The organism is Paenibacillus sp. Soil522, assembly GCF_001428245.1.
GTDB lineage: Bacteria > Bacillota > Bacilli > Paenibacillales > Paenibacillaceae > Pristimantibacillus.
Genome location: NZ_LMRV01000096.1, coordinates 6,706 through 8,699 on the forward strand (window position 1 = coordinate 6,706; position 1,994 = coordinate 8,699).

The following is a 1,994-nucleotide window of genomic DNA, read 5'->3' on the forward strand; positions in this document are numbered from 1 at the left end:
GATCAATAAATTCATAGAAGGGGCGGCATCAAGATTTGTTAATGCTTCAATTCTATTAAACCCTGCGATTTCATAACTAAATTGTATGATTGACTCTAAGATTTCACTCATATAACCCTGTCTCCAATATGGTTTACCTAAGTCATATGCAATCTCCACTCGTGAACCACGGTTTGTCTCCCATCCATTATAACCACATGTCCCGATTAATCTCTGGTCAATGCTCGAGCAGCCACTTCGCTTTCTCACCAAATTCAGGATGTTGCTCAAACACATAAATAAAAATGTTCCCCCAACGAAAAGCTATGTTTTTATCAAACAGRTCGTTCATGAAAWTTATTAAGTCTTCAGCATTCTTTACACTTACAAAAGGGTCAATCCCCATATCTTTGGTCACATCTTTATCGGATAGGTTTTCAAATACAGCCTGAGCATCTACTAAAGTCATCGACCGTAAYAAAAAACGTTCTGTTGTWATAGAAGGTATTACTTCAAATAGTTTCATACATGCTCCTCTATTTTATTACTAATCTTACCATATCAACATTTTTAATTGTATAACTATCCTGCCTGTTAGTTGAATGAAAAAATGGAGCATCTGCACCGCGGCAGCTTGCTCCACTATCGTACCCGTTAGTTTAACGTTTTGGTCCAACCTCATTCGCTTGGTTGCTTAGAAACAATGCTCATACCATCGGCTTTATACCCTTCTTCTACATCCGCCCGAAAGGTAATCTGTACTGTTTCAGAGCTGTTATCTTTTGTGAGGACTTCTCCTTCTATCTTGAATTCAGATACAAGGTTATCCGAATTTATTATAGGTAGCAAACGAGCATTTCCGAAGAGAAAATCAGTGCGATACCTTTCTCTGAGGATACTCCTTATTTTCGGATAGAGTTCGGTCATTAAGGCTTGTTGCACTAACTGACATTGCGGCGTTGTAATGGATTCTGATGATGCTTCTTTACCCATAACTGAATTATTGATCGGGACAACTAGCGTGACAGCTAATACGAATGCCAAAATCACCTTCATCAAATGATAACACCTCGCCAATGGGATATTTTATTTTTCCCAATAAGCGGAAATAAATGCGGTGCTGATTGTTGCACTATCCTACCAGTTAGCTCAACAAAGGCAGCCGATCTTTTTGGCCGGCTGCCGTCGTGTCATGATTGAACTATCGTACCCGTTAGTTCAATCATAATAGCTTCTAAAATACACCCGTTAGTACACACAATCCGTACAACATTAGTAGACTTCCAAGTCTATCATGAGGAAAATGAAGCAGGGAGTCAAACCCATTTGTTCTTAATCTCTGGCGCTATGAATTCACRGAATAGTCATACAACTTCGCGACAACTTCCGCATTTTCAAGTAWGATAATCTCATCACGGGATTCGGAGGGGAAAAGAATGTTTCTTTGGTTCAAAAAGAAGAACAATCATTTTTCTGCAAACAATGACGATCATGATACTCCGATAATTGAAGTGGATAAGACTCAGCCTCAACCTTCTGATGTAATAGCTGAAACTTACTCCCCGCAGAAATCGGACGCTGGTGAGTCTGCGGTTCATCAAACGCAATATTGGAATACGAATGTATCGCAAAGCCATTGGCTCGATGAAATGTACAAGGAGCAGCAGAAAAAGGGCGCATTCGATCATCTTCCCGGCAAAGGAAAGCCGTTGAATCTCGATTCTGGCGATGTCTTCACCAGCATACTCAAAAATGCTAACGTGCTRCCCRATTGGTTACAGCTGCAGCAAGAAATAAGAGAGCAAATCCGCAAGCTGCTAACCTCTCTCCCTGATAACAGCGATAATAAATGGGACCGGGAAATAGCCGAAATCAATATAAAAATAAAGAAATACAATACGATRGTCCCGGCAGCCATTTTGCAAAAAAGACAGGTCGCAAGAGACACGATACAGGAACAATATCAGCAATGGCTTTAGAGGGTTGACCGTATTCCGCTTTGTCCGCGAATAATA

4 protein-coding genes are annotated in these 1,994 nt (G+C 40.4%); 1 reads left to right on the forward strand and 3 read right to left on the reverse strand.

Translation table 11 applies throughout. From position 1 onward, the window contains the following. From ASG81_RS34245 to ASG81_RS26890, 3 genes are all read right to left on the reverse strand, one after another. Positions 1–276, reverse strand: a 276-nt coding sequence (locus ASG81_RS34245; protein WP_155971986.1) for a GNAT family N-acetyltransferase, incomplete at its 3' end; no start/stop codon positions are given. Continuing rightward, entirely contained in the window at positions 218–505 is a 288-nt protein-coding gene (locus ASG81_RS31735; protein WP_056641914.1) for a hypothetical protein, read from the reverse strand. The genes ASG81_RS34245 and ASG81_RS31735, both read right to left, overlap by 59 nt. 152 nt (positions 506–657) lie before the next feature. Then, positions 658–1,035 (reverse strand): hypothetical protein, encoded by a 378-nt coding sequence (locus tag ASG81_RS26890; RefSeq protein ID WP_056641915.1) that lies wholly within the window; start codon positions 1,033–1,035, stop codon positions 658–660. Between the two features lie 380 nt (positions 1,036–1,415). Between ASG81_RS26890 and ASG81_RS26895 the strand changes: the two genes are divergently transcribed. Further along, positions 1,416–1,958 (forward strand): J-domain-containing protein, encoded by a 543-nt coding sequence (locus ASG81_RS26895; RefSeq protein WP_056641919.1) that lies wholly within the window; start codon positions 1,416–1,418, stop codon positions 1,956–1,958. Positions 1,959–1,994 lie beyond the last annotated feature (36 nt).